The 23,962-nt window shown below is 61.8% G+C and carries 20 protein-coding genes; 14 read left to right on the plus strand and 6 right to left on the minus strand.

The window, feature by feature from the left end:
* Positions 1-78: 78 nt before the first annotated feature.
* On the minus strand, positions 79-1,392 hold the full coding sequence (locus WBR57_RS28360; RefSeq protein WP_122537900.1) for an ATP-binding protein: 1,314 nt from the start codon (positions 1,390-1,392) through the stop codon (positions 79-81).
* A 116-nt stretch (positions 1,393-1,508) separates the two neighbouring features.
* Complete coding sequence (gene ompR, locus WBR57_RS28365) at positions 1,509-2,249, minus strand: two-component system response regulator OmpR (RefSeq protein WP_053255745.1); 741 nt, start codon at positions 2,247-2,249, stop codon at positions 1,509-1,511.
* A gap of 356 nt (positions 2,250-2,605) precedes the next feature.
* On the opposite strand from ompR, the gene WBR57_RS28370 reads away from it, so the two are divergent.
* From WBR57_RS28370 to tauD, 7 genes are all read left to right on the plus strand, one after another.
* Positions 2,606-4,930 carry a Tex family protein gene (locus tag WBR57_RS28370; protein WP_424088590.1) on the plus strand — a complete coding sequence of 775 codons (2,325 nt, stop codon included), beginning with the start codon at positions 2,606-2,608 and terminating at the stop codon, positions 4,928-4,930.
* Complete coding sequence (locus WBR57_RS28375; RefSeq protein WP_116627575.1) at positions 4,930-5,313, plus strand: PaaI family thioesterase; 384 nt, start codon at positions 4,930-4,932, stop codon at positions 5,311-5,313. The genes WBR57_RS28370 and WBR57_RS28375 overlap by 1 nt, the downstream gene beginning before the upstream one ends.
* Before the next feature lie 214 nt (positions 5,314-5,527).
* Positions 5,528-7,111, plus strand: coding sequence for a glutamate--cysteine ligase (gene gshA, locus WBR57_RS28380; protein WP_424088592.1), 1,584 nt, complete (start codon positions 5,528-5,530; stop codon positions 7,109-7,111).
* A gap of 242 nt (positions 7,112-7,353) precedes the next feature.
* On the plus strand, positions 7,354-8,331 hold the full coding sequence (tauA, locus tag WBR57_RS28385; protein WP_122774939.1) for a taurine ABC transporter substrate-binding protein: 978 nt from the start codon (positions 7,354-7,356) through the stop codon (positions 8,329-8,331).
* An 18-nt stretch (positions 8,332-8,349) separates the two neighbouring features.
* Positions 8,350-9,129 (plus strand): taurine ABC transporter ATP-binding subunit, encoded by a 780-nt coding sequence (gene tauB, locus WBR57_RS28390; protein WP_053255740.1) that lies wholly within the window; start codon positions 8,350-8,352, stop codon positions 9,127-9,129.
* The gene (gene tauC / locus WBR57_RS28395; protein ID WP_424088596.1) at positions 9,126-9,962 is read left to right on the plus strand and encodes a taurine ABC transporter permease TauC; all 837 of its coding nucleotides are present in this window, start codon (positions 9,126-9,128) and stop codon (positions 9,960-9,962) included. Before tauB ends, tauC begins: the two co-directional genes overlap by 4 nt.
* An 11-nt stretch (positions 9,963-9,973) precedes the next feature.
* A complete protein-coding gene (gene tauD, locus WBR57_RS28400; RefSeq protein ID WP_424088598.1) occupies positions 9,974-10,810 on the plus strand; it encodes a taurine dioxygenase in 837 nt (278 codons plus the stop codon).
* 65 nt (positions 10,811-10,875) lie between these two features.
* On the opposite strand, the gene mgrA is transcribed toward tauD, so the two are convergent.
* The 4 genes from mgrA to epsC form a co-directional block, all read right to left on the minus strand.
* A complete protein-coding gene (mgrA, locus tag WBR57_RS28405; RefSeq protein WP_424088600.1) occupies positions 10,876-11,913 on the minus strand; it encodes an L-glyceraldehyde 3-phosphate reductase in 1,038 nt (345 codons plus the stop codon).
* Between the two features lie 108 nt (positions 11,914-12,021).
* A complete protein-coding gene (locus tag WBR57_RS28410; protein ID WP_424088616.1) occupies positions 12,022-13,350 on the minus strand; it encodes an OprD family outer membrane porin in 1,329 nt (442 codons plus the stop codon).
* Between the two features lie 191 nt (positions 13,351-13,541).
* Positions 13,542-15,503, minus strand: a complete 1,962-nt coding sequence (betT, locus tag WBR57_RS28415; protein ID WP_424088618.1) for a choline transporter BetT — start codon at positions 15,501-15,503, stop codon at positions 13,542-13,544.
* A gap of 336 nt (positions 15,504-15,839) precedes the next feature.
* A complete protein-coding gene (epsC, locus tag WBR57_RS28420; protein ID WP_424088602.1) occupies positions 15,840-16,766 on the minus strand; it encodes a serine O-acetyltransferase EpsC in 927 nt (308 codons plus the stop codon).
* Positions 16,767-16,932: 166 nt separating this feature from the next.
* On the opposite strand from epsC, the gene WBR57_RS28425 reads away from it, so the two are divergent.
* The 7 genes from WBR57_RS28425 to WBR57_RS28455 all read left to right on the plus strand — a co-directional run.
* Positions 16,933-17,931 carry a D-cysteine desulfhydrase gene (locus WBR57_RS28425; RefSeq protein WP_424088604.1) on the plus strand — a complete coding sequence of 333 codons (999 nt, stop codon included), beginning with the start codon at positions 16,933-16,935 and terminating at the stop codon, positions 17,929-17,931.
* Positions 17,932-18,189: 258 nt separating this feature from the next.
* Positions 18,190-18,984, plus strand: a complete 795-nt coding sequence (gene tcyJ, locus WBR57_RS28430; protein ID WP_424088606.1) for a cystine ABC transporter substrate-binding protein — start codon at positions 18,190-18,192, stop codon at positions 18,982-18,984.
* On the plus strand, positions 18,984-19,649 hold the full coding sequence (gene tcyL, locus WBR57_RS28435) for a cystine ABC transporter permease (protein WP_016972173.1): 666 nt from the start codon (positions 18,984-18,986) through the stop codon (positions 19,647-19,649). Before tcyJ ends, tcyL begins: the two co-directional genes overlap by 1 nt.
* A 2-nt stretch (positions 19,650-19,651) precedes the next feature.
* On the plus strand, positions 19,652-20,398 hold the full coding sequence (gene tcyN, locus WBR57_RS28440) for an L-cystine ABC transporter ATP-binding protein TcyN (RefSeq protein ID WP_424088608.1): 747 nt from the start codon (positions 19,652-19,654) through the stop codon (positions 20,396-20,398).
* Between the two features lie 361 nt (positions 20,399-20,759).
* On the plus strand, positions 20,760-21,536 hold the full coding sequence (locus tag WBR57_RS28445) for a hypothetical protein (protein WP_424088610.1): 777 nt from the start codon (positions 20,760-20,762) through the stop codon (positions 21,534-21,536).
* Positions 21,537-21,723: 187 nt separating this feature from the next.
* Positions 21,724-22,965 (plus strand): SfnB family sulfur acquisition oxidoreductase, encoded by a 1,242-nt coding sequence (locus WBR57_RS28450; protein ID WP_424088612.1) that lies wholly within the window; start codon positions 21,724-21,726, stop codon positions 22,963-22,965.
* Between the two features lie 24 nt (positions 22,966-22,989).
* Positions 22,990-23,962 (plus strand): SfnB family sulfur acquisition oxidoreductase (locus WBR57_RS28455; RefSeq protein ID WP_424088614.1); only part of this gene is annotated, 973 nt, incomplete at its 3' end.

Genomic DNA, 23,962 nt, shown 5'->3' on the forward strand with positions numbered 1-23,962 from the left:
GAATCAGTCAATACATCTGTCGACTGACACACTGCCTTCGCGAGCAAGCCCGCTCCCATATTTGATTTCTGTCGCTTGTCAGACCGCGTCTCTTGGCAACATCAGACCAAGCGGTAGCCGCACCCGTGCTTCCAACCCGCCTTCTTCCCGATTGCGCAGCTCGACATTGCCGCCATGCATCGAGGCAATCCGCCGCACAATCGCCAGACCCAGGCCGGTGCCTTTGCCGCCCCGCGCGCGGTCGCCACGGGTGAAGGGGTTGAAAATGCCTTCCAGCTCGTCCGGATCGATCCCCGCACCTCGGTCCATCACGCTCAACACCACATAGGGCGCAGTGCTGTCACCGGATACGTACGCCGCCACTTCCACATCCGAGCCGGCGTGGTGCAAGGCGTTGCCGATCAGGTTGTTCAACAGGCGCTTCATTGACACCCTGCGTAATGCAAACGGCTGGATCGGTTCCAGGCGCATGCGCACCTGTTCACCGTTCTGGTTGTAGGGCGCGACCACTTCACGCACCAGGTCGGTCAAGTCGACTTCCTCCACCACTTCATCGCGGCCATCGCGGATAAATGCCAGGAACTGGTCGAGAATCGCGTCCATGTCCTCGATATCGCGAACCATGTCATCGGTGAGGTCGGTATGGTTGCCCATCAACTCTAGGGACAGGCGCAATCGCGTCAACGGCGTACGCAAGTCATGGGACACCCCGGCGAGCATCAGCTCGCGTTCGCGCCCGGCCTGTTCGACATCCTCCGCCATCTGGTTGAAGGCGCCGTACACCTCGGTCATCTCGCTGGGTGTATCGCTGACCGGCAGGCGCACACTGCGCCCCTGCCCCAGCTGACGCGCGGCAAACACCAGGCGCTTGAGTGGTTGATTGAGCTGACGCACGAAAATCCACGCCGAAGCCGTTGAAAGCAGCCCGATGGCCAGGAACCAGCCCAGCACGTTCCAGATCTTCTGCCCCCGTAACGGATGCGGGTACAGCGGCACCTTGATCCAGGCATCCCCCAGGCTCGGCGCCCTCACCCACAGCGCAGGTGAAACATGCATGCGCAAGCGCACTTCGGTGTCCTCTCCCAGTTCGGCTTGCATCTGGCGCTGGTAGATCTCGCTGTAGGGCCAGTGCTGCTCGCCTTCCGGCACGCCGGCGCCGTCAACGCGAATCAACGTCGAGGCCTTGGCTACCTTTTCGCGGTTCTCAGGGTCTACTGCCCAATACGCACGTAGCGTCAGGGCGACACCGTGGCTGTACTGCCGATCCACCAGCACGTCTTCGTTCATCAACAGATAAACCAGCGTTAGTGCCTTGGAGAACAGAACGACAATCAGCACCAGCCATAGGGTGCGAGAGAAGAAACTTTGCGGGAACCACAGCGGGGTTTTCATAGAGGACGGCTAAACACCTTGCAGGAACGAGCGGCGCACGCAGAATTGCAGACAGCAGGCATCCCGTCGACCCTCATGGAGTCAAACGCCGGAATGCCCGCCCTGCAAATCATCGATCACTTGGTTGCGGTGCCATCCGGCACAAACACATAACCCACGCCCCATACCGTCTGGATATACCTTGGTTTGGACGGGTCCGGCTCGATCATCCGACGCAGACGCGAGATCTGCACGTCGATAGAGCGCTCAAGGGCATCCCACTCCCGGCCACGGGCCAGGTTCATCAGCTTGTCGCGGGTCAGCGGCTGGCGTGCGTTCATTACCAGGGCCTTGAGTACCGCGAATTCGCCGGTGGTGAGCATGTGCACTTCTTCACCACGCTTGAGCTCGCGGGTAGCCAGCGAGAGTTCGTAGTCACCAAAGGTGACGCTCTCATCTTCGCTGCCTGGCGCGCCCGGAACCGGGGCAGCCTGGCGACGCAATACGGCTTTGACCCGGGCCATCAACTCGTCAGGGTTGAACGGCTTGGCCAGGTAGTCATCAGCGCCCAGCTCGAGGCCTTTGATACGGCTCAGCTCGTCGCCCTTGGCGGTGAGCATGATGATCGGAATCTGATTGTTAGCGCCGCGCAGGCGTTTGCAGGCGGTCAGGCCGTCTTCGCCGGGCAGCATCAGGTCGAGCACGACCAGATTGAACACTTCACGCCCCAACAGGCGGTCCATCTGCTCGGTGTTCGGCACCGCGCGGGCGCGATAGCCCTTGGAGTTGAAAAAACGCTCCAGCAGGCTGCTCAGCCCCGGATCGTCGTCAACGATGAGAATTTTTTCGCCTTCAGCAGTTTGTGCAGTGCTGCTCATTAGATGCTCCTCTTATCTCGGCGCGCATTATGGCGTAGCTGCCGTTATACGCACCGTGTGCATTGTTAGCAGATTTTTCCTCTACCGCCAGCGAACCCGTGCCCTGCAACCTGCGGCGCAATCCCCACCGGGGGCAGAACGCTGGTTATAATGCGCCGCCTTTGTGCAGGGTAATGTCAGACTTTACTGCTTACTGCCTCGTTCGCTTTTTCCGCGGCGAGCAGCAATTTTCCGATTTCGAGGGTCAATAGGCTGCCTCTTGACCCAGGCAGCGGCGCCGACTGGGCCGCTCAACCAGCCTCGCAACGCCTTGATTTCCGGGCTTGCGAGCTGCTTTCAGAATTTCAGGTGGTTTTATGGACAGCATCAACAGCCGCATCGCCGAGGAACTCGGTGTACGCCCACAACAGGTCGAAGCGGCCGTCGCTCTACTGGATGAAGGCTCCACGGTGCCTTTCATCGCCCGTTACCGTAAAGAAGTCACCGGCAGCCTCGACGACATCCAACTGCGTCACCTGGAAGAGCGCCTGCGCTACCTGCGAGAACTCGACGAACGGCGCATCAGCATCCTCGCCAGCATCGAGGAACAGGGCAAGCTGACCCCGCAACTCGAGCGCGACATCAAGCTCGCCGACACCAAGACCCGCCTCGAAGATTTGTACCTGCCCTACAAACAGAAGCGTCGCACCAAGGGCCAGATCGCCCTGGAAGCCGGCCTGGGCGAATTGGCCGACGGCCTGTTCAACGACCCTTCGCTGACCCCGGAAACCGAAGCCGCGCGCTTCATCGATGCGGAAAAAGGCGTCGCCGACGTCAAGGCTGCCCTCGAAGGCGCCAAGTACATCCTGATGGAGCGCTTCGCCGAAGACGCCAGCCTGCTGGAAAAACTGCGCACCTACCTCAAGCAGGAAGCCACGATCAGCGCCCGCGTGATTGCCGGCAAAGAGGAAGAAGGCGCCAAGTTCCGCGATTACTTCGAACATGACGAGCCGCTGAAAAGCATGCCGTCCCACCGCGCCCTGGCAATTTTCCGTGGCCGCAACGAAGGCATTCTCAGCTCCGCGCTGAAAGTCGGCGACGAACTGCCGGGCACCATGCACCCGTGCGAAGGCATGATCGGTCAACAATTCGGCATCCAGAATCAGAACCGTCCTGCGGACAAGTGGCTTGGTGAAGTGGTGCGCTGGACCTGGAAGGTCAAGCTCTACACCCACCTGGAAACCGACCTGCTCGGCGAACTGCGCGACGGCGCCGAAACCGAGGCGATCAACGTTTTCGCACACAACCTGCATGACCTGCTGCTCGCCGCTCCGGCCGGCCCGCGCGCCACTCTGGGCCTCGACCCGGGCCTGCGTACCGGCTGCAAGGTCGCGGTGGTCGACGCCACCGGCAAGTTGCTGGACCACGCTACCGTGTACCCGCACGTGCCGCACAACAAGTGGGACCAGACCCTGGCGATCCTGGCCGCCCTGTGCGCCAAGCACTCGGTAGACCTGATCGCTATCGGCAACGGCACCGCCAGCCGTGAAACCGACAAGCTGGCCGCCGAACTGATCAAAAAATACCCAGCCATGAAGATGACCAAGGTCATGGTCTCCGAGGCCGGCGCCTCGGTGTACTCCGCGTCGGAACTGGCTTCCAAGGAATTCCCGGACCTCGACGTGTCGATCCGTGGCGCGGTGTCCATCGCCCGTCGCCTGCAGGACCCGCTGGCCGAACTGGTGAAGATCGACCCGAAATCCATCGGCGTCGGCCAGTACCAGCACGATGTGTCGCAGCTGAAACTGGCGCGCGGCCTGGACGCAGTGGTGGAAGACTGCGTGAACAAAGTCGGCGTGGACGTGAACACGGCCTCGGTCGCGCTGCTGGCGCGTATTTCCGGTCTCAACTCAACATTGGCGCAAAATATCGTCACCCACCGCGACGAAAACGGCGCATTCAAAACCCGTGCTGCGCTGAAAAAAGTCGCACGCCTGGGTGAAAAAACCTTCGAACAGGCCGCTGGCTTCCTACGCGTAATGAACGGCGATAACCCGCTGGATGCCTCGGCCGTTCACCCGGAAGCCTACCCGCTGGTGCAGCGCATTGCCGCCGAGACCGACCGCGACATCCGCTCGCTGATCGGCGACGCCGCGTTCCTCAAGCGCCTGGACCCGAAGAAGTACACCGACGAAACCTTCGGCGTGCCGACCATCACCGACATCCTGCAAGAGCTGGAAAAACCCGGCCGCGACCCACGCCCTGAATTCAAGACCGCCGAATTCCAGGACGGCGTCGAAGACCTCAAGGACCTGCAACTGGGCATGATTCTGGAAGGCGTCGTCACCAACGTGACCAACTTCGGCGCGTTTGTGGATATCGGCGTGCATCAGGACGGTTTGGTGCACATTTCTGCGCTTTCGGAGAAGTTCATCAAGGACCCGCGCGAAGCGGTCAAGGCCGGCGACGTGGTGAAGGTCAAGGTCATGGAAGTCGACATCCCGCGCAAACGCGTCGGCCTGTCGATGCGCATGAGCGACACCCCCGGCGAGAAAATCGACGGCGCCCGCGGTGCACGCCCTGGCTCGGCACCGCGCCAGGCGCAAAGCAGCGCACCGCGCAAGGAAACCGCGACCGCAGCGCCAAGCAACAACGCCATGGCCTCGCTCTTCGCCAACGCCAAACAGTTGAAGAAGCGTTGATGGAAATCCCAGCCGGCTTGACCCAGAGCGCATTCAGCGAGCTGATCGGCTGCCGCCTGCAACGCCTGGATGAGGGCGTTGCCGAGGTGGCCCTGACCCTGGAGCCGCACCTGCGCAACCGCGCAGGCAAGCTCCACGGCGGGGCGATTTTCAGCCTGGTGGACATCACCATGGGGCTGGCCTGTTCCAGTTCCCACGGGTTTGACCAGCAGAGCGCGACCATCGAGTGCAAGATCAACTACATCCGCGCCGTGGAAGACGGCGACGTGCTGTGCACCAGCCGGGTGATTCACGCCGGTCGACGCACGTTGGTGGTCGAGGCCGATGTGTACCAAGGCGAACGACTTGTCGCAAAAGCGCAGGGCACCTTCGCTGTCCTATAGCTCCCCACCCTCGATTTGAGTTAATTTCGGCGCTGCAACAACAGCGTCGGAATTTTCTTGCTGCGCTATAGCCCAATTCATGGAGTGAAGTAGGCTTTTTCAAAGCGGGTCAAATCGACTCAAAACCAGGCGATAACGCCAGTTTTAACTTCACCCTTGTAGACCGTCCTGCCCACCCCCATATTAGGGCGACCGACGCGTGAAGGAATCCAACTTGAGCGAACTTCTCAACCGCCGCCTGGCCCTGCTTGGCAAGCGCGAACACCTCTCCCTGCTGGAGCAATGCTTGCACGGCATCGAGCGGGAATGCCTACGCGTCACGGCTGAGGGTCGCCTGGCGCAAACGCCGCATCCTGAAGCCCTGGGTGCCGCGTTGACCCACGAACAGATCACCACCGACTACTCGGAATCGTTGCTGGAGTTTATTACCCCAGCCCTGCCCAACCCGGCCGATACCCTGAGCAGCCTGGACAAGATCCACCGCTTTGCCTACACCAAGCTCGGCAGCGAATACCTGTGGAGCCCTTCGATGCCGTGCCCGTTGCCGGCCGAGGAAGATATTCCGATTGCCTACTACGGCACCTCCAATATCGGACAGCTCAAGTACGTGTACCGCAAGGGCCTGGCCCTGCGTTACGGCAAGACCATGCAGTGCATTGCCGGCATCCACTACAACTTTTCCCTGCCGGAAGCGTTGTGGCCGTTGCTCAAGGAGACTGAGGGCTTCGTCGGCACCGACCGCGACTATCAATCAACCGCCTATATTGCGCTGATCCGTAACTTCCGCCGCTACAGCTGGCTGCTGATGTACCTGTTTGGTGCCTCACCGGCCCTGGACGCCGGGTTCCTGCGCGGTCGCTCGCACCAGCTCGAAGTGCTCGACGCCGACACGCTCTACCTGCCCTACGCCACCAGCCTGCGCATGAGCGACCTGGGTTACCAGAGCAATGCCCAGGCCGGCCTGACGCCGTGCTACAACGACCTGCCCAGCTACACCGACAGCCTGCGTGAAGCGGTGGCAACGCCCTACGCGCCCTACGTCGAAGTCGGCACGCACAAGGACGGTGAGTGGGTGCAGCTCAACACCAACATCCTGCAGATCGAAAACGAGTACTACTCCAACATCCGCCCCAAGCGCGTGACCTACACCGGCGAGCGGCCGATCCAGGCGCTGGTGGCCCGTGGCATTCAGTACATTGAAGTGCGTTGCCTGGACATCAACCCGTTCCTGCCGATGGGCATCGACCTGCCGGAGTCGCGCTTCCTCGATGCGTTCCTGCTGTACTGCGCGCTGAACGACAGCCCGCTGTTCGCCGATAACGAGTGCGGTAACGCGACGTCGAACTTCCTCAGCGTGGTCAAGGAAGGCCGCCGCCCCGGCCTGCAATTGCAGCGCAAGGGCCAAGCCGTGGACATGAGGGAATGGGCCACCGAGCTGCTCGAGCAGATCGCCCCCCTGGCCGCCTTGCTCGACGAGAGCCACGGCATCACCGAACACAGCCAGGCGCTCGACGCCCAGTTGGCCAAGATCAAGGACCCGTCCCTGACTCCTTCAGCCCAGGTGCTGGCGGCGATGGCCGAGCGCAAAGAGAGTTTTGCGCAGTTCTCCCTGCATCAGAGCGAGGTGCATGCCGAGTACTTCCGCAGCGAGCCATTGGCTGCCGAGGAACAAGCACGCTTTGAAGAGCTGGCACGTACGTCGCTGGCACAGCAGGCGGAGCTGGAAAAGAACGAAGTGGGTGATTTCGATGTGTTTGTCGGGTCCTACCAGGCGAGCATTCTGGCCATCAGCAACTAACGCCTGACGCCGTCCATGCGGGAGCTGGCTTGCTTGCGATAGCATCAACTCGGTCTATCTGGAATACCGAGTTGTCTGCATCGCAGGCAAGCCAGCTCCCACAGTTGCTCTCCTCAGCCTGAGGACCGAATTCCACTTTTCTTCTCATAAGCTAATTCGAAAATGTTATTTATTTTCGGATTCTTAGATCATTTAGTCTCCTCACACGCCGACCTCCGGCCGCCTGATTGAGGAGCTTCCCCTTGAAACTGCTTACCCCTCTGCGCCTCTTGGCCGCATTGTCCCTGGCCGGTGCCAGCCTGTTTGCCCAGGCGGCGGATGTAACCATCGCTTACCAGACCACCGTGGACCCGGCCAAAGTCGCCCAGGCCGACGGCGCCTATGAAAAAGCCACCAACGCCAAGATCGACTGGCGCAAATTCGACAATGGCGCCGACATCATCGCCGCCATCGCTTCCGGCGACGTGCAGATCGGCTACCTCGGCTCGAGCCCGCTGACCGCTGCGATCACCCGCAAGGTGCCGGTGGAAACCTTCCTTGTCGCCACTCAGATCGGCGGGGCCGAAGCCCTGGTGGCGCGCAACGGTTCGGGGATCAACAGCCCGCAGGACCTGATCGGCAAGAAAGTCGCCGTGCCGTTCGTGTCCACCGGCCACTACAGCCTGCTGGCCGCGCTGAAGCACTGGAACATCGACCCGTCGAAAGTGACCATCCTCAACCTCGCGCCACCGGCAATCATCGCCGCCTGGAAGCGCGGCGATATCGACGCCACTTACGTATGGGACCCCGCCCTGGGCGTGGCCAAGGAAAACGGCAAGGTGCTGATTACCTCCGGCGAACTGGCCAAGTTCGGCGCGCCGACCTTCGATGCGTGGATCGTGCGTAAGGATTTTGCCGAGAAGCACCCGGAAATCGTCACGGCCTTTGCCAAGGTCACCCTGGACGCCTACGCCGCCTACCGCAAAGACCCACAAGCCTGGCTCGCCGATAAAGGCAATGTCGACAAACTGGTGAAGCTCTCCGGCGCCAAGGCCAGTGACATTCCACTGCTGCTGCAAGGCAACGTCTACCCGCTGGCCGCTGACCAGGTAACTCTGCTGGGCGCACCGACCACCAAAGCTGTGACCGATACCGCCGCGTTCCTCAAGGAACAAGGCAAGGTCGACGCCGTGCTGCCGGACTACGCCCCGTACGTCAGCGCCAAGTTCATCACTAACTGATTTAAGGAGTTCATCGCGATGGCCTTGCTACAACTGGAGCGCATCAGCGCACAGTACCCAGGCGCCACAGAACCGGTACTGTCTGACATTTCGCTCGACCTGGGGCCCCAGCAACTGCTGGTGGCCCTAGGCCCGTCCGGCAGTGGCAAGACTTCGCTATTGAACCTGATTGCCGGCTTTGTCGAACCTTCTGCCGGGCGCATTACCCTCGACGGCGTGCCGGTCAAAGGCCCCAGCGCCGAACGTGGCGTGGTGTTCCAGGACGACGCCCTGCTGCCCTGGCAGGACGTGCTGGCCAATGTCGGTTTTGGCCTGGAGCTGGCTGGCGTGCCCAAGGCGCAACGCGAAGTGCGCGCCCGGGAAATGCTCGCGCTGGTGGACCTGGCCGGCTTCGACAGCCGGCGTATCTGGCAGCTCTCCGGTGGCCAGAAGCAACGCGTGGGCCTGGCCCGCGCCCTGGCGGCCGACCCACGCGTATTGCTGATGGATGAACCCTTCGGCGCCCTCGATGCCTTCACCCGCGAACAGATGCAGGAGCTGCTGCTGCAAGTCTGGCGGCGCACGGCCAAGCCGGTGTTCCTGATTACCCACGACATTGAAGAAGCGGTGTTCCTCGCCACCGACCTGATCCTGCTGGCGCCCAACCCCGGCCAGATCGTCGAACGCCTGCACCTGGACTTCGGCCAACGCTACGCCGCCGGTGAATCGGCGCGGGCGATCAAGTCCGACCCGCGCTTTATCGAAACCCGCGAACACGTGCTGGGCAAGGTGTTCTCGCAACGGCAGGTGTGCGCATGAGCAGCTACGAACTCCCCGCCACCACCGCCAAGCCGGTGGCACATGCGGTTATCCCGGTGCGCCGCCGCGTGAGCACGCGCTGGATCAGCCTGCTCACGCTGGTCGCCTTGCTGGCGATCTGGTGGGCCGTGACCGCCACCGGCTTGATCGAACCACTGTTCCTGCCGCCGCCCTCCGCGGTGCTGCAAAAAGGCTGGCTGCTGGCGACCACGGGCTATATGGATTCGACCTTGTGGCAGCACCTGGGCGCGAGCCTCAGCCGTATCGGCCTGGGCCTGGGCTTTGCTGTGTTGACCGCCGTGCCGGTGGGGATTGCCATCGGTTCGAACCGTATTGCGCGCGGCATTCTCGACCCGTTGATCGAGTTTTACCGGCCGATCCCGCCGCTGGCCTACCTGCCGCTGATCGTGATCTGGTGCGGTATCGGCGAGCTGTCCAAGGTCCTGCTGATTTACCTGGCGATCTTCGCGCCGATCGCCATCGCGACGGCGACCGGCGTGCGCACCGTCGACCCGGCCAAGCTGCGTGCTGCGCAGTCGCTGGGCGCCACCCGCGCGCAGCTGATTCGCCATGTGATCCTGCCGAGCGCCCTGCCCGACATCCTCACCGGTGTACGCATCGGCCTGGGGGTTGGCTGGTCGACATTGGTCGCCGCCGAGCTGATCGCAGCCACCAGCGGCCTGGGTTTTATGGTGCAGTCGGCGGCGCAGTTCCTGGTCACCGATGTGGTGGTGCTGGGGATTCTGGTGATCGCCCTGATCGCCTTCGCCATGGAAATGGGCCTGCGCGCCCTGCAGCGCAAACTGGTGCCATGGCATGGCCAGGCACACTGAGTGAGAACAGCATGAGCAGCCTGACCGTTACCCCGCTAAGCACCGCCCTGGGCGCCGAGATCAGTGGCGTCGATATCACCCAGCCGCTGAACCCCGAGCAGCGCGACGCCGTCGAACAGGCGTTGCTCACGCACTCGGTGCTGTTCTTTCGTGGCCAACCGATCACCCCGCAGCAACAGGCGCGGTTCGCGGCGAACTTCGGCGACCTGCACATCCACCCGATCTACCCCAACGTGCCGGAACAGCCTGAAGTGCTGATCCTCGACACCGCCGTGACCGACGTGCGCGACAACGCCGTGTGGCACACCGACGTGACCTTCCTGCCCACCCCGGCCCTCGGCGCGGTGCTCAGCGCCAAGCAGCTGCCGGCGTTCGGTGGCGACACGTTGTGGGCCAGTGGCATTGCGGCGTATGAGGCGCTGTCCGAGCCGCTCAAGCGTTTGCTCGATGGCCTGACGGCGACCCACGATTTCACCAAGTCCTTCCCGCTGGAGCGCTTCGGCAACACCGCTGAAGACCTGGCGCGCTGGGAAGAAACCCGCAAGAAGAACCCACCGCTGTCGCACCCAGTGGTGCGCACGCATCCAGTGAGCGGGCGCAAGTCGCTGTTTGTCAGTGAGGGGTTCACCACCAAAATCAATGAGCTCGAACCGGCGGAGAGCGAAGCGATTTTGAAGCTGCTGTTTGCGCATGCCACTCGCCCGGAATTCACCATTCGTTGGCGCTGGCAGGAAAATGATGTGGCGTTCTGGGACAACCGCGTGACCCAGCATTACGCGGTGGATGACTACCGGCCGCAGCGGCGGGTGATGCATCGGGCGACGATCTTGGGGGATGTGCCCTTCTAAACGACACTGCAAATCAAATGTGGGAGGGGGCTTGCCCCCTCCCACATTGACCCAGTGGTGTCAGGTTACTCAGCGGTGGAGGGCTTTTCCCACAAGTTAATCCCGCCTTCCTGCGCAAACCGATCGATCTCCGCCAGCTCTTGCGCACTGAAGCTCAGGTTCTTCAACGCCCCGACGTTCTCGATGATCTGCTCCGGCCGGCTGGCACCGATCAGCGCGCTGGTCACCCGTGGGTCGCGCAGGGTCCAGGCCAGCGCCAGTTGCGCCAGGCTTTGGCCGCGTCGCTGGGCGATTTCGTTGAGCGCGCGGACGTGGGCGATGTTGGCTTCGGACAGGTGCTTGGCCTGCAACGAACCGCCGCCCGGACGGTTTACCCGCGCATCGGCGGGTACGCCATTGAGGTACTTGTCGGTGAGCAAACCCTGGGCCAGCGGCGTGAAGGCAATCACCCCGGCGCCGAGCTCGTCGGTGGTGTCCAGCAGGTCTTTTTCCACCCAGCGATTGAGCAGGTTGTAGGCCGGCTGGTGGATTAGCAACGGCACTTTCCACTCTTTGAGCAAAGCTGCGATTTCGCGGGTTTTTACCCCGGAATAAGACGAGATGCCGATGTACAACGCCTTGCCCTGTTGCACGGCGGTGGCGAGGGCGCTGGCGGTTTCTTCCAGTGGGGTGTCGGCGTCAAAACGGTGCGAGTAGAAAATGTCCACATAGTCGACACCCAGGCGTTGCAGGCTCTGGTCCAGGCTCGCCAGGATGTATTTGCGCGAGCCGCCGCCCTGGCCGTAAGGGCCGGGCCACATGTCCCAGCCGGCCTTGCTGGAGATGATCAATTCGTCACGGTAGTGCTTGAAGTCTTCGCGCAGCAAACGACCGAAGTTGATCTCGGCGCTGCCATACGGCGGGCCGTAGTTGTTGGCCAGGTCGAAGTGGTTGATGCCCAGGTCGAACGCGGTGCGCAGCAGGGCGCGCTGGGTGTCGATCGGGGTGCTGTCGCCAAAGTTGTGCCACAGCCCCAGGGACAGTGCGGGCAGCACCAATCCACTGCGGCCTACGCGGCGGTACGGGATAGATTCATAGCGGTTTTCGGCAGCAATGTAAGTCATCGAATCCTCTCTTGGACGTAGGCAAATAAGGCCTGGGAATAACCATATTCCCAGGCCTTTTAACCAGCTGAATCGCTTAAGTCTGCCTTTCCGTTTTACAGCAATTGCCTACCAGAGTGGAACGACATAGCTGACATAAAAGCGGTTTTCATCTTGCACGGTGGCACCGGTAATGTCCGGGCTGGCGTGGGCGTTTTTCCAGGTCACACCGAGGCCCTTGAGGGTACCGGTGGGCACTTGATAGGCCACGGCGACGTTTCGCTCCCATTCGCTGGTGGTGCCTTGCGCGGTGCGGATGTCGTCGCCGTGGGCATAGGCGGCCGAGAACGTCAGACCATTAAGGCCGAGCTTGCCGAAATCATATTTGTACTGCGCCAGCCAGGTACGCTCGCCGGCGTGCTGGAATTTGTTCAGTTGCATATTGGTCAATGCCGGGGTGTCGGCGCCTGAGCCGGGGCCCTGGCGGTTGTCGCCGCTGTTCAGGCCGGAGTCGAGGTAGGGGAAGTCGCTGTCGCCGCTGTTTTTCTGGATGCCCAGGCCGACGGTATGGCCGTCCAGGCTATAACTTTCAAGCAAGCTGGCGGTGGTCTGGTTGATGCGTCCTTTGTTCACGCCGTCGCAGTACAGGCCCGCCGCCGCGAAGTCTTTGTCGCCATCGGCATTGCCGCCCACGCCCAGGCTGCGGAACACCCGCACATCGGTTTCGATGGCACCGACCGACAAGGCGTCATGGCGTTTCGCACCGAGGAAGAACTGCTGGTAGTAATCCTCGAGATTGGAGTACCAGAGGCTGACGGTGGTGTTCTGAATACCGGTGTAATCCGCACCGCCGAACAGGAAGCGATCACTCTCCTGGGTGCCACCCGCGGTGATCATGCCCTGGTCGCCGGTTTCGTTACGGATCTTGGTCTTGAGGATATCGCCGCCGGTAAAGGTGAAGTCGGTCAGGTCCTTGGACACCAGTTGCACGCCGGTATTGGTCTGCTGGTACAGACGGCCGTCAGTGTTGGCCAGTATCGGGTTGTTGCCGTACAGGGTACCGACGCGCAACTCGTCCTTGGCAAAGCGCATCTTGAACGTCGGGCTGAGCACGCCGAACTGGTCGGCGGACTTGCCGTTGTCCAGCGGGAACATGCTGCCGGGGTAGCGGCTCTGGTGGGCCTTGTCGTTGAGGTCGCCACCGGAGTCGAGTTTCAAGCCGTAGAACGCCTGCAAGTCCAGGCCGAAACCCAGCGGCCCCGCGGTGTAGCCGGACTTGAAGTTGAACTCGAAACCCTGGCCCCAATCGCGAATGCTGTGGGCCTTGGCGTTGCTGTTCACCACATCCCGCCCCTGCTGGTTGAGATAGCGATTGAGCAGGGTCACGTCGGCGTGGCTGTCATCGATAAAATCAGCGTGGGCGGACAGCATAAAGCTCGCCATGGCGGCACCCACCATGGGGCTTATTAACGTCTTCATTGTTACCGGTCTCCGTCACTGTGCTGAAATGAAAGCGTCAAACGCTTCACACAATTACGCAGTGGCCAGATGACAGTTGCGCGTCAAAACGGCGCTTCGACGGATGAAATTAAATTTAAGAAAGCCCCGTAGAACGGGGCTTTGCGGGGAGTTTTCGATAACAGTGGCGGTCAACGCACCAAGTGCAGGAACTGCAGGTGACGCTCGTACTGGTCGAGGATGTCGTTGATGATCTGCTCCTTGGTGTAGCCGACCAGATCGTAGTCCTGGCTGCCCTCACTCAAGTGCACTTCGGCGCGGTAGTAGCGACGGTTGTTGAGCTGTTTGGAACCCATGCCACCGCGCGCAAAGGACGGCGTGAAATAGCCGCGCATCTGCACCTGGTAAACGAACGGATGCTCTTCGCCGTGGCCGATTTCCAGGCTGACGTTGTCATTGGCCGGGTCGGGCTGGGTGACGACGCTGAGGCCTTTTTCGACAAACACCGCCGTCACTTCTTCGATCGCCGGGCGCACCGTGGTCTCGAGGAAGCGGTACACCTCATCTCGCGACGGGAAATGCACCGCCTGGCTCAAGCGCTGACGCCAACCGCCAGTGCCCTTGCGCGAGCCCGATACCGGTGCCAGCGAATGCAGCTGGGCGATCTGCTTCTGCGACTCCAGGTGGAACGCCTTGTGCAGCCCCCACATCATCAACAGCAGGATCAGCGAGAACGGCAGCGAGGTCAGCACCACCGCGGATTTCAGCGAGTCGATGCTGCCGGCAAACAGCAGGGCACTGGTGACCAGCGCGGTCATCGCGCCCCAGAACACCCGCAGCCATTTCGGCCCGTCTTCATCGGCGTTGCCGCCTTTGGACGACAAGGTCGACAGCACCACCGTACCGGAGTCGGCCGAGGTGACGAAGAACACGAAGCTGATAAACACCGTGACCGCGATCACGGTTTTGCTCCAGGGGTAGGTTTCCAGCAACAGGTAGAGGCTCATCGACGGGTCATCGATGGCCGACTGCCCGAGTGCCGTCAGCCCGTGGTTGAGCACCTGGTCGATGGCGCTGTTGCCGAAGATCGACATCCACGCCAGGGTAAAGCCCAGCGGAATCAGCAGCACGCCAAACACGAATTCGCGGATGGTCCGGCCACGGGAAATACGTGCGATAAACAGGCCTACAAACGGCGACCATGCAATCCACCAGGCCCAGTAGAACACCGTCCAACCGCCCAGCCAGTCGCTGGGTTTGTCGTAGGCGTACACATCGAAACTCTTGGTCGGCAGCGCGCCCAGGTAATCACCAATGTTCTGGATCAGGGTATTGAGCAAGTGCTGGGTGGGCCCGGCGAACAATACGAACAGCAGCAGCGCACAGGCCAGCAGCATGTTGATGTCGGACATCACCCGCACGCCTTTGTCGACACCCGAGACAGCAACCAGGATCGCGGCGCCCATCATCAGGGTGATCAACCCGACCTGGATCCACTGGGTGTGGGCAATGCCGAACAGGTAGTCGAGGCCGGAGTTGAGGTGCAGCACGCCGAAACCCATGTCGGCACCCAGGCCGAACACCGTGGCGATGATGCCGAAGCCATCCACGGCATAGCCGATAGGGCCGTTGATGCGCTTACCGATCAGCGGGTATAGCGCCGAACGCAGCGCCAGCGGCAGGTTATGCCGGTAGGCGAAGTACGCCAGGGCCATGCCGACAAACGCGAACACGCCCCAACCGTGCAGGCCCCAGTGCAGAAACAGAATCTGCATGGCCTGGCGGGCCGCATCGGCGTTCATCGGCGCGCCCTGGGGCGGTTGCACCAGGTGTGTCAGCGGCTCGGAGACGCAGAAGAAGAACAGCGTGATGCTGATCCCGGCGGCGAACAGCATGCCGGCCCAGGACAGGTAACTGAATTCGGGCTCGTCGTGGTCGGCACCGAGTTTTATCTTGCCGTAGCCCGATAGCGCGGTGACCACCACGAAGACCAGATACAGCGTCATCGCCAGCATGTAGTACCAGCCGACCGTGTTGGCCGCCCAGTTTTGCGCCGCCAGCAACCAGGCACCGGCCTGTTGCGGGATAGCGATGACAGTGATGCCGAACAGCAGGATGAAGCTGGCGGCAAAGTAGAAGACCGGCGCGTTCATGCGCACTTGGCCGCTGGATGGGGTGGACGATGCACTCATGAACGATGCACCCCTGGGGTGTGGGATGTGGCTGTAAATAACGGACTCAGCAAAGGTAAGCCTCCTGTTGTGAGCGGGCAGCGAACCACCGGGTTTAACTTGAACGAACGTTCAAGTTAAACATAAGAAGGCGGTTTTGGACTAATCGCACGGCTGAGTGGTAGGTAATTCCTACACTAGCTCAAGGAAAGGTATGACGGGCGAGAGGAAGAAATCGTTCAGCAACTTCAAGCTATAACTCAGTTAAAAATGTGGCAGGGGGCTGGCCCCCTCCCCCAGTGGCTTTGTGCAGGTTCTTTACTTTTGCGCCCCATCGTCATGCTGCAAATTCGCCTGCGTAATGTTCGCCTCCGCCGGCACGCTGCGGGTCAGCCACACATTGCCGCCGATGGTCGAACCCTTGCCGATGGTGATGCGCCCCAGAATCGTCGCCCCGGCGTAAATCACCACATCGTCTTCCACGATGGGGTGGCGCGGGTGGCCCTTCTGCAACTGCCCATCCTCATCTGCCGGGAAGCGCTTGGCGCCCAAGGTCACGGCCTGGTAGATACGTACGCGCTCGCCGATGATCGCGGTTTCGCCGATCACCACACCCGTCCCGTGGTCGATGAAGAAACTCGGGCCAATCTGCGCGCCTGGGTGAATGTCGATGCCGGTGGCCGAGTGCGCGATTTCCGCACTGATCCGCGCCAGCAGCGGCAACCCGGCGCGGTACAGGTGGTGCGCCAGGCGATGGTGAATCACCGCCAGGATCCCCGGATAGCACAGCAGCACTTCGTCCACACTGCGCGCAGCCGGGTCGCCGTGATAGGCCGCCAACACATCGGTGTCCAACAGGCTGCGCAGGGATGGCAGCGCCAGGGCGAAATCCTGGATCAGGCGGATCGCCAGGGCATCGACCGCACTGTCATCCTGGCCGCCCTGGCGTGCGGCATAGCGCAGCTCCAGGCGGGCTTGAGCCAGCAGCGCATTCAACGCGACATCGAGGGTATGCCCGACGTAGAAATCCTCGCTTTCTTCACGCAAATCGACGGGCCCCAGGCGCATGGGAAACAACGCACCGCACAGCGCTTCGAGGATCTGCGCCACGGCTTCACGCGACGGCAATTCGCGACCGCCGTGTTCGCCACTCAAGCGCCCATTGCGCGTTCGCCACTGGTCCCGGGCGTCGCGCAGTTGGCTGACGATGGTCTGTAATTGCCAATGACTGGAACGCTCACTCACGGTATTCACTCCTGACGAAATGGCCCTCACTTTACGGTATGCACCCCGGCCGGCCTTAAGAACCAATGGTGCGATACTCAGAACCGGCGGGAATAAGTGATTGGCGGTTGCCCGATGAAAAGTGCCTGCCTATAGTCGCCCCAATACTTAATAACTGTGCGTAGCCATGATCAAACAACAGCTCGACCGTTTTAATCGCCTGGAACTGCTGGGCGGCGCCACTGCCTTGGAAAAACTCGAGCGGCTGTCGGCCTGGTTGGGCCGGGATATCTACGTCAAGCGCGACGACACCACGCCATTGGCGATGGGCGGCAACAAGCTGCGCAAGCTCGAATACCTGGCGGCCGACGCCATCGCCCAGGGTGCCGACACGCTCGTCACCGCCGGCGCCATCCAGTCCAACCACGTACGCCAGACCGCCGCCCTCGCCGCCAAGCTCGGCCTGGGCTGCGTCGCGCTGCTGGAAAACCCCACCGGCACCGAAGACCCCAACTACCTGGGCAACGGCAACCGGCTGCTGCTGGAGCTGTTCGACGCCAAGGTGGAGTTGGTGGAGAACCTCGATAACGTCGACGACCAGTTGAACGCCCTCGCCGATCGCCTGCGCAGCAACGGCAAGCAGCCGTATCAGGTGCCGATTGGCGGCTCCAACGCCCTCGGCGCCCTGGGCTATGTACGCGCCGGGCTGGAGCTGGCCGGGCAGATCGAAGCCAGCGGCATCGAATTTTCCGCCGTGGTGCTGGCGTCCGGCAGCGCAGGTACCCACAGCGGCCTGGCGCTGGCGTTGAGTGAAGTGCTGCCGAATCTGCCGGTGATCGGCATCACCGTGTCGCGCACTGAAGAAGCGCAGTTCCCGAAAGTCCAGGGTTTAGCCGAACGCACCGCCGAGTTGCTCGGCGTAGACATCCCCGAGGCCTTCAAAGTGATCCTGTGGGATGAATATTTCGGCCCGCGCTACGGCGAACCGAACGCCGGCACCCTGGCCGCGGTCAAGTTACTGGCAAGCCAGGAAGGCCTGCTGCTGGACCCGGTCTACACCGGCAAGGCCATGGCCGGCTTGCTCGATGGCATCGGGCGTCAGCGGTTTGAGGATGGGCCGATCATTTTCCTGCACACCGGCGGGGCGCCGGCGTTGTTTGCTTATGACGCTGTTCTAACGGACTGAGCACCAAACAAATGTGGGAGCGGGCTTGCTCGCGAATGCAATGGGTCAGTCGCTGCATCAGCCAGCTGAAAGCCCGCTCGCGCATTTACACACCTAAATATTCCAAAATCGAATAACAGATTTAATTTATATTATTTTCAAGTCTTAAAAAGCGGCTTTATAGTCGCGCCGTAGGCGAAGACGCGCACCGCGCTTTAAGGCAGGATACGACTAATGCGTCACCTGCTTCGCTCAACTAAAAAAACACAGGGGCTGTTCATGACTATTTCTGTTTTCCGTCGCACTTTGTTGGTAGGCACATTGGGCCTGGCTCTGGGAGCCGGTTGGTTGGGCCAGGCGGTTGCCGGCGAGCAGTTGAGCACCATCAAAAAGGCCGGCGAGATCAAGATCGGCCTCGAAGGCACCTACCCGCCGTTCAGCTTCGTCGATGAAAGCGGCAAGCTCAGCGGCTTCGAGGTCGAGCTGTCCGAAGCCCTGGCCAAGGAGCTTGGCGTGAAGGTCAAGCTGCAAGCCACGCCGTGGGACGGCATCCTCGCGGCCCTGGAATCCAAGCGCCTGGACGCCGTCGTCAACCAAGTGACCATCTCCGAAGAGCGCAAGAAGAAGTACGACTTCTCCAAGCCCTACACCGTCTCGGGTATTCAAGCGCTGGTGCTGAAGAAGAACGAAGACGCCATCAAGACCGCCAACGACCTGGCCGGAAAAAAAGTCGGTGTGGGCCTGGGCACCAACTACGAACAATGGCTCAAGGACAACCAACCCAAAGCCATTATCAAGACCTACAACGATGACCCAACCAAGTTCCAGGACCTGCGCATCGGCCGTATCGACGCGATCCTGATCGACCGCCTGGCCGCCCTGGAATACGCCAAGAAAGCCCCGGACACGGCCACCGCCGGTGATGCATTCTCGCGTCAGGAAGCCGGGATTGCCCTGCGCAAAGGCGAGCCTGAACTGCTCGACGCGGTGAACAAGGCCCTCGACAAACTGCGCGCCGACGGCACCTTGAAGAAGCTGTCCGAGAAGTACTTCAACGCTGACGTCACTCAATAATGGAAGCAGGTTTCCAACTCGCGCTGGACTCCGCGCCCTTTCTGCTCAAGGGCGCGTATTACACGGTGATTCTCAGCCTTGGCGGGATGTTTTTCGGTTTGCTGCTGGGCTTCGGCCTGGCCTTGATGCGCCTGTCGCGCTTCAAGCTGGCAAGCTGGACCGCCCGCGTCTACGTGTCGTTCTTTCGCGGCACGCCCTTGCTGGTACAGCTGTTCCTGATCTACTACGGCTTACCGCAAGTGGGCATCGAGCTGGACCCTATCCCGGCGGCCTTGATCGGCTTTTCGCTGAACATGGCCGCTTACGCCTGTGAAATCCTGCGCGCTGCGATCAGTTCCATCGAACGCGGCCAATGGGAAGCTGCAGCCAGTATCGGCATGACCCGCGCGCAGACCCTGCGCCGGGCCATCCTGCCGCAGGCCATGCGCACGGCTTTGCCGCCGTTGGGCAACAGTTTTATCTCGCTGGTCAAGGACACGGCGCTGGCCGCCACCATCCAGGTGCCCGAACTGTTCCGCCAAGCCCAACTGGTGTCGGCACGCACCTTCGAAATCTTCACCATGTACCTCTCCGCCGCCCTGATCTACTGGATCCTGGCGAGCATCCTGGCGCATTTTCAAAATCGCCTGGAAGACCGGGTCAACCGGCATGACCTGGAGTCCTGAGCATGATCGTGGTTGAAAAACTGACCAAACAATTCAACGGTCAGGTGGTGCTCAACGGCATCGACCTTGAGGTCAAGGCCGGCGAAGTGGTCGCCATCATTGGCCCCAGCGGTTCCGGCAAGACCACCTTCCTGCGCTGCCTGAACTTCCTCGAGCAACCCACCAGCGGCCGCATCAAGGTCGGTGATATCGAGATCGACAGCAGCAAGCCGCTCAACCAGCAGCAAAGCCTGGTGCGGCGCCTGCGCCAGCACGTGGGTTTTGTGTTCCAGAACTTCAACCTGTTCCCCCACCGCACGGCGCTGGAAAACGTCATCGAAGGCCCCACCGTGGTCAAGAAGATGCCGCGCGACGCCGCCGAGGCCCTTGGGCGTCGGCTGCTGGCCAGGGTTGGCCTGGCGGGCAAGGAGAACGCCTACCCGCGGCGCTTGTCCGGCGGCCAGCAACAGCGCGTGGCGATTGCCCGTGCACTGGCGATGGAGCCGGAGGTGATTCTGTTCGACGAACCCACCTCGGCCCTGGACCCGGAGCTGGTCGGTGAAGTGCTGGCGACCATTCGCAGCCTTGCCGAAGAGAACCGCACCATGGTGATCGTCACCCACGAAATGAGCTTCGCCCGGGATGTGGCCAACCGGGTGGTGTTCTTCGACAAGGGTGTGATCGTGGAGCAAGGTGAAGCCAAGGCCTTGTTCGCCAACCCCAGGGAAGAACGCACCAAACAGTTCCTGAGCAAGTTTTTGGCCCACTGACACTGCACTTTTTGTGGCGAGGGAGCTTGCTCCCAATATCGCCGGGGCCGCCTCGCAGCCCAGCGGGTGCAAGCTTCCTCGCCACATTCGGTGTTCCTACAAACAGTCTGAGCCGCCACCGATAAAACACCCCGCCACGTCCCCGCTAAAATACCCCTCCCAGTCAGACCCTTCTGAATCTGCGCCAGCCCGCCGTTTAGCCCTTTGCCGCCATTGACGCCCCTGGGCCAACCCTCTTATCTAGCACCCAGAGGATTGGATCCTATCCCGGCTATTCACTGAATCGTTCTTTCGGCTCCCAACGCACACCTGCGCCAAGGGGCCGGAGCGATTGCTGCTGGCTGCATCAAGGAGATTACTTATGACGCGCACTGCAACCCCGGCCATGCTCACCCCCCCGACGTTGCCACAGGCTCTTCGAAACGGCATCAATGCCCTCGCCGCCGCTCACCTGCAAGTCGACATCGCGCCCTATCCGGGCATGGATGAAGGCGACCTGATCGAGCTGTTCTGGAATAACTGCTTTGCCGCGTCACGCCGAGTCACGGCAGGCAAAGTCGGCACACCCACGCGCCTGCGCGTACCGGAGAGCTTTGTGCAGGATGGAACGGCGCGGGTTCACTATCAGGTTCTGCAGATCGGCCACGGCCCTGCGCGCTCGGCGGTGACGCAAGTGCGCGTCAAGACCGACTACCCGGGTGGCCAGCCTTCCAACCTGTACCGCGACGAAAACCAGAACCTCGCCCCCGTCGGCTTGCCGGAGACCATCCGCCGCTATGGCGTCAACAGCAGCCAGGTAAGGCGTGGCATTCCCCTGACCATCGAGCCGTACCTGAACATGACCACCGGCGACGCGATCACCCTGCGCTGGGGCGATGTACGCATGGACCTGCCCAAGATTACCGCCAAGGGCATAGGGCTGGCGGTGCAGGTATGGGTGCCCTCGGCGGTGATTGTCGAAGCCGGCGATGACTGCCGGCTGGAGGTCACGTACTGCATTCTGGATCGTGTGGGCAACAATTCATGCTGGGCGCCCACGCGTACTTTGCGCATTGCTCCCTGGGTTCCTGCCCGCCCACCCGCCGCCGCGCAAAGCTATCGACCTCGCCCCCTCGGGTCACCTTGCGAACCGGGATAACAGACCTTCTATGCATATTCCCAAAAGTTAGTTTATTTAAATATTTAACAAGCTTAGGGTATATGCACCGGACCACCGGACATCTCTGATTTTTCTGTTTTTATTTCATTGAATGCGAGGTCGGTATGGTCAGAATTACCCCGGTGCATAACGCCAGGGCATTACGTGCAGCCAAGGAGCGGCGCTGATGTCTAACTTGGCTCTAACACCCCCCCAGAGTGATCTGGACGTAGCCCCCCTGCTGTTGCCGGCCAGCGTGCTGTGCAACGACGCCGAGGCGCTGAGCGCCGCCCATGAGCTGGCCCAGGCTGCACGCCTGCAAGCGGCCAAGCGCGACCAGCAGCGCAAGCTGCCGTGGGCGCAGATCGAACAGTTCACCCGCAGCGGGCTGGGCAGTATTTCCATTCCCCGCGAATACGGCGGCCCACAGGTTTCGTTTGTGACCCTGGCCGACGTATTCGCGATCATCAGCGCGGCAGACCCGGCCCTCGGGCAAATTCCGCAGAACCATTTCGGCATCCTGCACCTGTTGCAGGGTGCAGCCACCGAGCGCCAGAAAAAGCAGCTGTTCCAGAGCGTCCTCGACGGCTGGCGCATCGGCAATGGCGGCCCGGAACGCGGCACCAAAAACACTCTGGAGCTCAAGGCGCGGATTACCGCCGAGGGCGACGGCTACGTGATCAGCGGCCAGAAGTTCTACTCCACCGGCGCGCTGTTCGCGCACTGGGTGGCCGTCAAGGCACTCAACGATGACGGTAAGCAAGTCATGGCGTTTGTACGGCGTGGCACCGAAGGGCTGCGCATCGTCGACGATTGGTCCGGCTTTGGCCAACGCACCACCGCCAGCGGCACGGTGCTGCTGGAGCGGGTGCCGGTAGACGCCGAGCTGGTGGTCGAAAACTGGCGCATCGGTGAAAGCCCGAATATTCAGGGCGCCGTCTCGCAATTGATCCAGGCCGCCATCGACGCAGGCATCGCCCGTGGTGCGCTGGATGACACCATCGCCTTCGTGCGCGAACGCTCGCGGCCATGGGTCGACGCCAAGGTCGAACGCGCCAGCGATGACCTGTATGTGATCGCGGACATCGGCAAGCTGAAAATCGAACTGCACGCCGCCGAGGCGCTGTTGCGCAAGGCCGGCCAAGTGCTGGACCAGGTCAGCGCGGCGCCGATCACCGCGCAGTCCGCTGCGCGCGCTTCGATTGCCGTGGCCGAGGCGAAAGTGCTGACCACTGAGGTGTCGTTGCTGGTCAGCGAAAAGCTCTTCGAACTGGCCGGCAGCCGCGCCACCCTCGCCGAATTCAACCTCGACCGCCACTGGCGCAACGCGCGGGTGCACACCCTGCACGACCCGGTGCGCTGGAAGTACCACGCGGTGGGCGCCTATCGCCTGAACGGCACCTTGCCGGCTCGCCATTCCTGGATCTGACCGACCAGACATCTGGAGAAATTCATGACGCTTTCTCATCACGTCGCGGTCATCACCAGCGACGAACAAGCCCTTATTGTCGCCAGCGACCTGGCCGAAGATTTCCGTCGCGACAGCGCCCAGCGCGACCGCGAACGCCGCCTGCCGCTGCCCGAGCTGGACGTGTTTTCGCGCTCCGGCCTGTGGGGCATCAGCGTGCCCAAGGAATACGGTGGCGCCGGTGTATCCAATGTCACCCTGGCCAAAGTCATTGCGCTGATCGCCCAGGCCGACGCCTCGCTGGGCCAGATCCCGCAGAACCATTTCTACGCCCTTGAAGTGCTCCGTGTGAACGGCAGCCCTGCGCAGCAACAACGCCTGTACGCCGACGTGCTCGCCGGCCAGCGCTTCGGCAATGCCCTGGCGGAACTCGGCACCAAGACCGCCCATGACCGCGTGAGCTCGATCACCCGCGACGGCGACGGCTTTCGCATCACCGGCCGCAAGTTCTACTCCACCGGCGCGATCTACGCGCAGCGCATCCCCACCTCGGTGGTGGACGAGCACGGCGTGCAGCAACTGGCGTTTGTGCCACGCGACAGCGAAGGCTTGAGCGTGATCGACGACTGGAGCGGCTTTGGCCAGCGCACCACCGGCAGCGGTTCGGTGGTGTTCGACAACGTATGGGTCGCCGCGCACGACGTGATCCCGTTCCAGAGCGCCTTCGAGCGCCCGACCACGGTTGGCCCGCTGGCGCAGATCCTCCACGCCGCCATCGACACCGGAATCGCCCGCGCCGCCTTTGAAGACGCACTGCACTTTGTGCGCACCAAGACCCGCCCGTGGATCGATTCCGGCAATGACAAAGCCACCGAAGACCCGCTGACCCTGAAGAGCTTCGGCCACCTGAGCATTCGCCTCAGCGCCACCGAAGCGCTGCTGGAACGCGCCGGTGAATCGCTTGACCGCGCCCAGGCCGACAGCAACGCCGACACCGTCGCCGCCGCCTCGATTGCCG

The organism is Pseudomonas sp., assembly GCF_049590575.1.
Classification (GTDB): Bacteria; Pseudomonadota; Gammaproteobacteria; order Pseudomonadales; family Pseudomonadaceae; genus Aquipseudomonas.

What these genes read in the sequence shown, in the direction of transcription:
- WBR57_RS28360 (WP_122537900.1), bottom strand. Translation starts at nt 1,392, where the DNA reads ATGAAAACCCCGCTGTGGTTCCCGCAAAGTTTCTTCTCTCGCACCCTA.
- ompR (WP_053255745.1), bottom strand. Translation starts at nt 2,249, where the DNA reads ATGAGCAGCACTGCACAAACTGCTGAAGGCGAAAAAATTCTCATCGTT.
- WBR57_RS28370 (WP_424088590.1), top strand. Translation starts at nt 2,606, where the DNA reads ATGGACAGCATCAACAGCCGCATCGCCGAGGAACTCGGTGTACGCCCA.
- WBR57_RS28375 (WP_116627575.1), top strand. Translation starts at nt 4,930, where the DNA reads ATGGAAATCCCAGCCGGCTTGACCCAGAGCGCATTCAGCGAGCTGATC.
- tauB (WP_053255740.1), top strand. Translation starts at nt 8,350, where the DNA reads ATGGCCTTGCTACAACTGGAGCGCATCAGCGCACAGTACCCAGGCGCC.
- tauC (WP_424088596.1), top strand. Translation starts at nt 9,126, where the DNA reads ATGAGCAGCTACGAACTCCCCGCCACCACCGCCAAGCCGGTGGCACAT.
- tauD (WP_424088598.1), top strand. Translation starts at nt 9,974, where the DNA reads ATGAGCAGCCTGACCGTTACCCCGCTAAGCACCGCCCTGGGCGCCGAG.
- mgrA (WP_424088600.1), bottom strand. Translation starts at nt 11,913, where the DNA reads ATGACTTACATTGCTGCCGAAAACCGCTATGAATCTATCCCGTACCGC.
- WBR57_RS28410 (WP_424088616.1), bottom strand. Translation starts at nt 13,350, where the DNA reads ATGGTGGGTGCCGCCATGGCGAGCTTTATGCTGTCCGCCCACGCTGAT.
- betT (WP_424088618.1), bottom strand. Translation starts at nt 15,503, where the DNA reads ATGAACGCGCCGGTCTTCTACTTTGCCGCCAGCTTCATCCTGCTGTTC.
- WBR57_RS28425 (WP_424088604.1), top strand. Translation starts at nt 16,933, where the DNA reads ATGATCAAACAACAGCTCGACCGTTTTAATCGCCTGGAACTGCTGGGC.
- tcyJ (WP_424088606.1), top strand. Translation starts at nt 18,190, where the DNA reads ATGACTATTTCTGTTTTCCGTCGCACTTTGTTGGTAGGCACATTGGGC.
- tcyL (WP_016972173.1), top strand. Translation starts at nt 18,984, where the DNA reads ATGGAAGCAGGTTTCCAACTCGCGCTGGACTCCGCGCCCTTTCTGCTC.
- tcyN (WP_424088608.1), top strand. Translation starts at nt 19,652, where the DNA reads ATGATCGTGGTTGAAAAACTGACCAAACAATTCAACGGTCAGGTGGTG.
- WBR57_RS28445 (WP_424088610.1), top strand. Translation starts at nt 20,760, where the DNA reads ATGACGCGCACTGCAACCCCGGCCATGCTCACCCCCCCGACGTTGCCA.
- WBR57_RS28450 (WP_424088612.1), top strand. Translation starts at nt 21,724, where the DNA reads ATGTCTAACTTGGCTCTAACACCCCCCCAGAGTGATCTGGACGTAGCC.